Genomic DNA, 7,150 nt, shown 5'->3' on the forward strand with positions numbered 1-7,150 from the left:
CAGTATGGTGACTCGCACTTTTGGTTTGAAGACCTTGCCTGCCGCCAGAGCTATCCACAGGGTTTGGGGCTCGTTATGCGGTGGAATCGGTTTTCATTTGGGGCTCATTATGTATTGTACAAGACTTTCGCTTGACAATAAATTTATTTAGTGTATAATCTGCTCATACTTGGCTAAACGATAATCGATCTTGGGTTTCAACGAGTCGCCCTTGTCATAAAGGGAATTAAGCTAAATCGATTTCGATACAACAGGAACGTTACGTTACATGCCAAGAGAAAGGTCGTTTATTTTCAATTGGCACATAACGTATGTTCAATGATGATCAATCAGATGGCGCACCTGCTGCACCGCAGCAGGGTGGCTATCAGGGCGGTTACCAGCGCGGAGGAGCAGGCGGATTCAATCGGCCGATGCGTCAAATGTATGACGTAACGAGCATGAATCTCACTTGCGCGCAATGCGGAACGGCAATCACCGAGCTCCCATTTCAGCCGTCATCCGATCGCCCTGTCTATTGCAGAGATTGCAATCGACAGCGCCGCGAAAAGTTTTCTCGAAATCGGTACTAATAAACCATTTCAAGATAACACCTCCCCCGCAATATGCGGGGGAGGTTTAGTTTTTGGGTCATTTCATCTTCATTTTTATCGTAGTTGAGTCGGAGACAAGCTCCGACGCTACAAGGGTGATAAAAACTGCGGGTTTCCACGAATAAACGAATCAGCGGACATGACTGTCCGATTCGCAGGTTGTACGGCATTAAGCTGTAAAAACGTGCCATTCCCGCAAACAAATGCATAGCGTTTTTTAGATAATTGAATCAATTGTCCCGAGGCGCTTGACAATGAATTGCGCTCATTTTCCGCCATATCATGAATAGGGACAGCCTCAATAATTTTTAACATGATAAGTTTTTCCTTCTGATCCAAAATAGTCCATGATCCCGGCCACGGTTTATAAGCGCGTATTTGCCTGGCGATTTCATCAGACGTTTTAGACCAATCAATTTTCCCGTCTCCCTTTGTTAATTGCTTTGTATAACTCGCGTGAATATCATCTTGCGGCTGTGGCTGCACTTTTCCGTTCGCATAATCTAGCATACCATTAACCAGAAATTGAGCGCCTAGTCTTGCGAGGCGATCAGAGAGGGTAGGAGAGGTATCAGTTGGATTAATTAGAATCGTTTGCTGCGCGACAATAGGTCCATGATCCATTTTTTCGTCTAAGAGTATTACGGTGATGCCGGTCTCATGATCGCCATTGAGGATAGCAGTTTGTATGGGTGAAGATCCACGATAGCGGGGAAGGAGAGAGGGGTGGAGATTGAGCGCACCCTTTGCAGGGAGCGCAAGGAGCGATGAAGGCAGGATTGCGCCGAACGCCACTACCACATAAAGATCAGCATGATATTGATTTAATTGATGAAAAACTTTCTGATTATTGATGAGGTGTTCCGTTTTGATAACTGGCAATCCTAATTCCTCTGCACACTGTGCTATCGGAGAGGGTGTTTTTTGCAATGAACGCCCCTTAGGTTTGTCCAATTGGGTCACTACCGCTTGAACAGAAATTTTTTCGCTATCCGCCAAGGCACGGAGCGAGGGAAGGGCAAATTCAGGAGTTCCGAAAAATACGATTTTTATCATAGCGGTGGCGTATGCAGAAACGCTTTGAACCCTTCCTGTTGCACATGCGTTACCTTGGTGGTAAATCGTGTCACGCGATCAATATAAAGAATGCCGCGTAAATGGTCAATTTCGTGTTGAAATACCCGCGCAAATAATCCTTGGGCATTGAGGGTGGTGCGCGTTCCTTGCGCAGAAAGGAATGCAACCTTAATGCTCGTTGCGCGCGGCACCATACCCGCAATGCCGGGGATAGACAAACACCCTTCTTCGTCTTCCTGCATTTCTTCTGATGCTTTTATTATTTTAGGATTCACTGCCACAAGAGGCCCTTTGTCTGTCGCGATGACTGCGATATTCACATTGATCCCTACTTGCGGAGCGGCAAGGCCGATGCCGTCGCGCGCCGGCATGGTATCGCACATGTTTTTTATCAATACGATAATTTCTGGCGTTTTGAGTTCCATTTTCGAAATATCTCGGGAATTGTTCCGCAGGAGGGGCGAAGGAATGGTAATAATAGGCAAAATCATACCCCGTATATCAACATCCAACGCCACACTTGGCTGGCGTGAGATAATAATGATGAATGAATGCGACTTAGGTGAAATAGTGTCATAACAATGTTTGGAAGAAAAGTGTGGCGATCGGTGAGGGAGGCAAGGAAGATATCATTTAATACGCCCGCCGAGATTCCTTCGTGTGAATCCATTCTCTGCTCGTAAAGTATTTGCCTCCCTTTGGATGTTGTATTGCGGGGCATAAGCACATATTATAAGGAGTCTGGATCTACGTCAATCACAGCGCGCGCGGGCAATTCGTTTTTCAATAATTGAAAGAGTTCGGCATGACTATTTTGATTTCCGTTCTCATCGCCGCGAATTGAAAAAGCCATGCTTTTAATTTTACGCCGGTATACGAAAATGAGCGGAGTGCTTGAGAAACCATTTGCATTTATTTTTATTACAAGTTTGTCTATCTGCGGCCTAAGTTTTAATTCTGCATTACGGTGAGGGAGGGGAATAATGATATGGATAATGCGCGCGAAAGGCGGATAAGATAATTTTTTTCTCAGCTTAAGCTCTTCATTATAAAAACGGTTTGTATCGCCCAATAAGGCCGCAAATACCGGATGATCCGGTACTGAAGTTTGAACGCAGAATGCCGCGCGGAAACGCTTACAGAGCATTCGCCATTTGGTCAATTCCTGGAATGTGCGCTCAGTCGCAGTGAACCAAGGCCGCGCAAGAAGCATATCAGCGCTTGTTAAGGCGACCATGCCGATTGGATGGTGTGAACTACTTATCGTATCATTCACTTTCCCCACCACACAGGAAGGCTCACGAAGCGCCGATTTTAAATCTCCGGAGGGAATACTGTGAGACTTTAGATATTCAATAATGCGCGCGGGGCCAAAACCCGTAAAGCGAAGAAAGAGGCCATTGCAATGCGGGCAAAAGGGGGGGATCACCTCACGATATCCGCATCGCGTGCATACTACTTCGCCAGAAAGAGCTGTTTCCCGCGACAGAAGATGCGCGCATGCGGGGCATTTAAATATGTAATGGCATTCATGGCACTTAAGAAACGAAGCATATCCCGATAGCGCCGTAATAATGAGCGTATTTTTTTTATTTCGCAAGAGACCCTTAATCCGATCAAGTACCTGTGGATGCAGGGGATCGAGCGTCAAATTGCTTTTACTGCAGTCAATAATGTCAATGGATGTTCCGTTTCCCTGATGTGGCCGTTCACGGATGTCAGATTTGTAAAACGCAGCAAAACTAGGACATGCGCTTAAGGTCAGCACCTCTGCTTGATAGAGAGAGCGCATAAGTGCAATGATGCGGTGCAGGTGATAGCGCGGGGGAGGGGCGGTTTGAGTAAATGCCGGATGCTCTTCATCGTCAATGGTAATCGCATGGAGCCGCGCAAAAGGCAGAAAGAGCGCTGCACGTGTGCCGACGATTATGCAAGGGTCACCAGAAAGAATGCGTGAGACAAGCGCAGCAATTTCCTTCTGCGAAGTCCGTGAGGTGAGACTCACCGCATCAATTTTATTTTTACCCAAAAGATCAATGACTTCAAATATGCGCTCGTTAGTAGGGGCAAGAATAAGGTGCGGTCCGCTCATGAACGCTTGTGCGCGTTCAATGATATATTTATTGCGCACAGACTCCTGACTCCACCAGACTAAAACTGGCTTATCTATTTTCTCCTGTCTAAAGGAGTACCTGCGCTGCGCAGGCCTCATATATCGTTCTGGGCTCCGTATATGCGCAAGTTTCAAAAATCGTGAAGGATGATTTAGCGTATCCTGCGCCACTGCGGAAATAAAACGTATAAATGAATTTCCCACCGGTAAATAAGGAACAAGGCCATAAAGCTGCTTTAGAGGCGTTTTTATTTCACTGGAGGCATTTATTGAAACTACAAGGCCATGGAGCGTGGCATTCCGGAATGGTATAGAAACCCATGCGCCTATTTGGAGTGCGGGTAGGGGGGAGGGGAGCAGGTATGAAAATAAATAAGGCGCGTTCCATGGCAACCGTGCATACGGAATAACATTGACTACGCCCTGCCGTGACATATTGTTATCATTAAAAAAGGTATTCTGAAGTAAGGTAACCGATTCCGAAAGGCGCTTCATATGATAATTGCTTATACGCGCACTGAACTCCTTCAAGAGCGCCTAAAAGTATAAGGAACGCCAATATGCCGCTCTCTTTTGCCTCTTCGCCATATCGTTCGGCGTGTTCAAGCAGACTCCGTACTGATTTTTTCTTGAGTGCTGATATGACAGACGTATCGAATATGACACCTTCCGCATGATACCCTCCGGGCGATGAAGCGGTGAGATGATGAGAAAGATCTCCCACCGCAATCAGCGCTACTCGCCGAGGTGAATGGCTGATCGCATCGCGCAGCGTTCTCCCTACGCGCACATGCTCTTGAGGGGTGCGCGCGGGAGAGGGATAAAGAGGTATGATCGAACATCCTGCTAATTCAGAAACACAGAGGAGAAATGCGACAATACTTGCATAATCAAGCGATTGTTCAGTAATGCCAGTTACAAGCGAGCGTATTTGTTCATTAAGCAATTGATATGCTAATGAAGGAGCGCCACGAAAGGTATAATGTGAAAGGTCTCCAAATGATTGGAGCGAGCCCTGATATTCATCTGCTATGTTAATTGAAATGGCATGTGGCCGCGCACCATATTGCGAAATAAGCACAATGCTTTCCGGTCTCAATGCGGCAAAGCCCGCGCGAACAATTCCCATCGCGTGATGGGTATCAACAAATTTTTCTTTTTGTACACTGCCGACCTGCGGAAGCAGCAATGGGCTGGGTGGAATAATATACGCGGAGGTAAACATACTATTAATCGTCTTGCGCGGTTATATCGAGTATTGGCCCTTCTGAATGAAGGTTCCATATTTTTTCAGGTATTACAAGTACATTTTCATCCTTGTAACCTAATTTATGGAATGCGTCTTTGGATGCAAATACCCTGCGGGTGCCATTGGTAATGATTGCCACTTGGTCTGTGCCTTCAAGCCCTACAAGCGTGCCGTCTGTAAGCTTCAAGGGTTCGCCCGTTTCAAATTGTTCGAGATTTGCAGGCTTAATGCGTATAAGTTTCATTCCAGGAAAACGCTTAAGCATTTCGCGTGCGATCAGTGCATGTTTCACGCCATCCTGCACATACCATACGCCTCCGCTTGCCGTATCTTGGAGAAGCGCTCCTGTGGGATATGCGCTTTTTTGCGTAATAGGCGCACCATCTGAAACCGCATTTAAGTCATCCCATGTAGCGTCAATAACTTCTTCGGGATTAAACCCTAACTGTCGAAACGTTTCGCGGTTGGCAATTCCTCTTTTTGTATCGTTCACCATAAGAAACACCGTGCCTCGAGGCGAGCGTACTAGAGAGTATTCGGGAAATTTTATTATAGAGCCTTCCTCATAATGCATAAGGTCGCTCAATGTCACAGGAATTATCTGCGAATAATTAATCCGGGAAAGCGCAACAGAAATCGAAGCGAACTTTCTACGCCTTCCTTGCTGAATGAGCCAAATGATTTTTGAATCTTTGTCCTGCACTACAGTGCCATCAGGATAATTTTTTGAGAACCAACGGTCCCATATTGCGACAAAATTCAAGTTACCGTGAAGATGAGGGGTATAAGTATATAGCGCCCGTGTTGCATCGTTGGTCATAGTCACTAATTGTCCATCAATAGAATAGGTCTGACCGGTTTGGAAAATAAATTCATCGGAATGTTCCAGATAATAACGGAGTCTCCATGCGCACCGATCTACTTGAACGGTGAAACCCCGATAGGCTTGGAGAAGGGGATCCTGTTTGCTGCATGCATCGCATATTCCAAAACCGGTAGCCCAATCATATTGATCCTGCCCGGGATTCCCATCTTCTATTAGGCTTTGCTCTTTTTGTAGAAGTGTGAGAAGCGCTTTAGGATTAATTTGGTATACCACGGCCGAATCAGCAATCACCTGTGCCGCGCGTTGGCGCGTGGCAGGATCTACATAATGGGTAAGTGTGCTTTTTTTCTGAAATAGAAAATCCTGGATTTCCTGCAAATTCAAACTTGCCCAATCAGTAAATTCATAATCTGATATTAAATAATTCGGATCCCATGCGGCAACAGTAGGATACCAAGGTATCAGCTGTGCCGCGGCTAGAATGACTAAGAGATATTGTTTCAATTTCATGATGCTATTATACGCTTATTTTACCTAGAAATAAACTCTTTTATCCATTTTATAGCTGCGGAGTGCCGCAATTCGCCGCGAGGACTGTTTGAGCGACCCCGCAAATGCGGGGGAGCGAGTTCCGCAGCAAGAAAGGCGGCACCCGCAGCGTGATTACCATATTCTTAAACAATCTACTTTATAAATGGTAAACCATTTAAATACGGCTCGAGAAAACTCGAGCCGTGCCTCTTAAATATTACTGTACAGACAATCTGCCATCCTTGATGTCAATAGCAATTTTCTTCAGCCCTTTCCCTTTTTCTATCATAAGGCGCGCGACAGGATCAAGGATTTCCTTCTGAATCAAACGCTTCAAAGGGCGCGCGCCATTCACGGGGTCGTATCCTTGTTGCGCAAAGAATTCTATTGCACGGTCGCTTGGCAGCAGGGACTTTTGGGGTGTGGATAGTGCATACCCACCAATTGTCCCGTACTACACCACCTTCCTTCAATGATTACGATACGTTTTAAAGAACAGTATCAACCGAATTTCCCGGACAATCTCGTAAACGAATATGGCATATTGTTTAGTTTAAAAAAATATATGAATTAGCACTCTAGTATAACGAGTGCTAACGCGATTATTGCACGACTTTTGATAAAAGTCAACCCCTAGTCTTGTACAATACATAATGAGCCCCAAATGAAAACCGATTCCACCGCATAACGAGCCCCAAACCCTGTGGATAGCTCTGGCGGCAGGCAAGGTCTTCAAACCAAAAGTGCGAGTCACCATACTG

At 45.8% G+C, this 7,150-nt stretch carries 7 protein-coding genes; 1 reads left to right on the forward strand and 6 read right to left on the reverse strand.

The window, feature by feature from the left end; all coding sequences use genetic code 11:
* Positions 1-422 precede the first annotated feature (422 nt).
* A complete protein-coding gene (locus WC659_07060) occupies positions 423-572 on the forward strand; it encodes a CxxC-x17-CxxC domain-containing protein (protein ID MFA4873654.1) in 150 nt (49 codons plus the stop codon).
* Positions 573-680: 108 nt separating this feature from the next.
* On the opposite strand, the gene fmt is transcribed toward WC659_07060, so the two are convergent.
* The 6 genes from fmt to WC659_07090 form a co-directional block, all read right to left on the reverse strand.
* Positions 681-1,649: a methionyl-tRNA formyltransferase gene (gene fmt / locus WC659_07065; protein MFA4873655.1), complete on the reverse strand. Its 969-nt coding sequence runs from the start codon at positions 1,647-1,649 to the stop codon at positions 681-683.
* Positions 1,646-2,161 carry a peptide deformylase gene (gene def, locus WC659_07070; GenBank protein MFA4873656.1) on the reverse strand — a complete coding sequence of 172 codons (516 nt, stop codon included), beginning with the start codon at positions 2,159-2,161 and terminating at the stop codon, positions 1,646-1,648. Before def ends, fmt begins: the two co-directional genes overlap by 4 nt.
* 239 nt (positions 2,162-2,400) lie before the next feature.
* Positions 2,401-4,278 carry a hypothetical protein gene (locus WC659_07075; protein ID MFA4873657.1) on the reverse strand — a complete coding sequence of 626 codons (1,878 nt, stop codon included), beginning with the start codon at positions 4,276-4,278 and terminating at the stop codon, positions 2,401-2,403.
* Positions 4,229-5,008, reverse strand: a complete 780-nt coding sequence (locus WC659_07080) for a class III extradiol dioxygenase subunit B-like domain-containing protein (GenBank protein MFA4873658.1) — start codon at positions 5,006-5,008, stop codon at positions 4,229-4,231. Before WC659_07080 ends, WC659_07075 begins: the two co-directional genes overlap by 50 nt.
* 4 nt (positions 5,009-5,012) lie before the next feature.
* On the reverse strand, positions 5,013-6,368 hold the full coding sequence (locus WC659_07085) for a hypothetical protein (GenBank protein MFA4873659.1): 1,356 nt from the start codon (positions 6,366-6,368) through the stop codon (positions 5,013-5,015).
* A 238-nt stretch (positions 6,369-6,606) separates the two neighbouring features.
* Entirely contained in the window at positions 6,607-6,834 is a 228-nt protein-coding gene (locus tag WC659_07090) for a hypothetical protein (GenBank protein MFA4873660.1), read from the reverse strand.
* Between the last annotated feature and the right edge of the window lie 316 nt (positions 6,835-7,150).

Source organism: Patescibacteria group bacterium (assembly GCA_041645165.1).
GTDB lineage: Bacteria > Patescibacteriota > Patescibacteriia > 2-02-FULL-49-11 > 2-02-FULL-49-11 > 2-02-FULL-49-11.

Coding starts and splice junctions, on each gene's coding strand:
- WC659_07060 (MFA4873654.1), top strand. CDS start 423: ATGTATGACGTAACGAGCATGAATCTCACTTGCGCGCAATGCGGAACG.
- fmt (MFA4873655.1), bottom strand. CDS start 1,649: ATGATAAAAATCGTATTTTTCGGAACTCCTGAATTTGCCCTTCCCTCG.
- def (MFA4873656.1), bottom strand. CDS start 2,161: ATGATTTTGCCTATTATTACCATTCCTTCGCCCCTCCTGCGGAACAAT.
- WC659_07075 (MFA4873657.1), bottom strand. CDS start 4,278: ATGAAGCGCCTTTCGGAATCGGTTACCTTACTTCAGAATACCTTTTTT.
- WC659_07080 (MFA4873658.1), bottom strand. CDS start 5,008: ATGTTTACCTCCGCGTATATTATTCCACCCAGCCCATTGCTGCTTCCG.
- WC659_07085 (MFA4873659.1), bottom strand. CDS start 6,368: ATGAAATTGAAACAATATCTCTTAGTCATTCTAGCCGCGGCACAGCTG.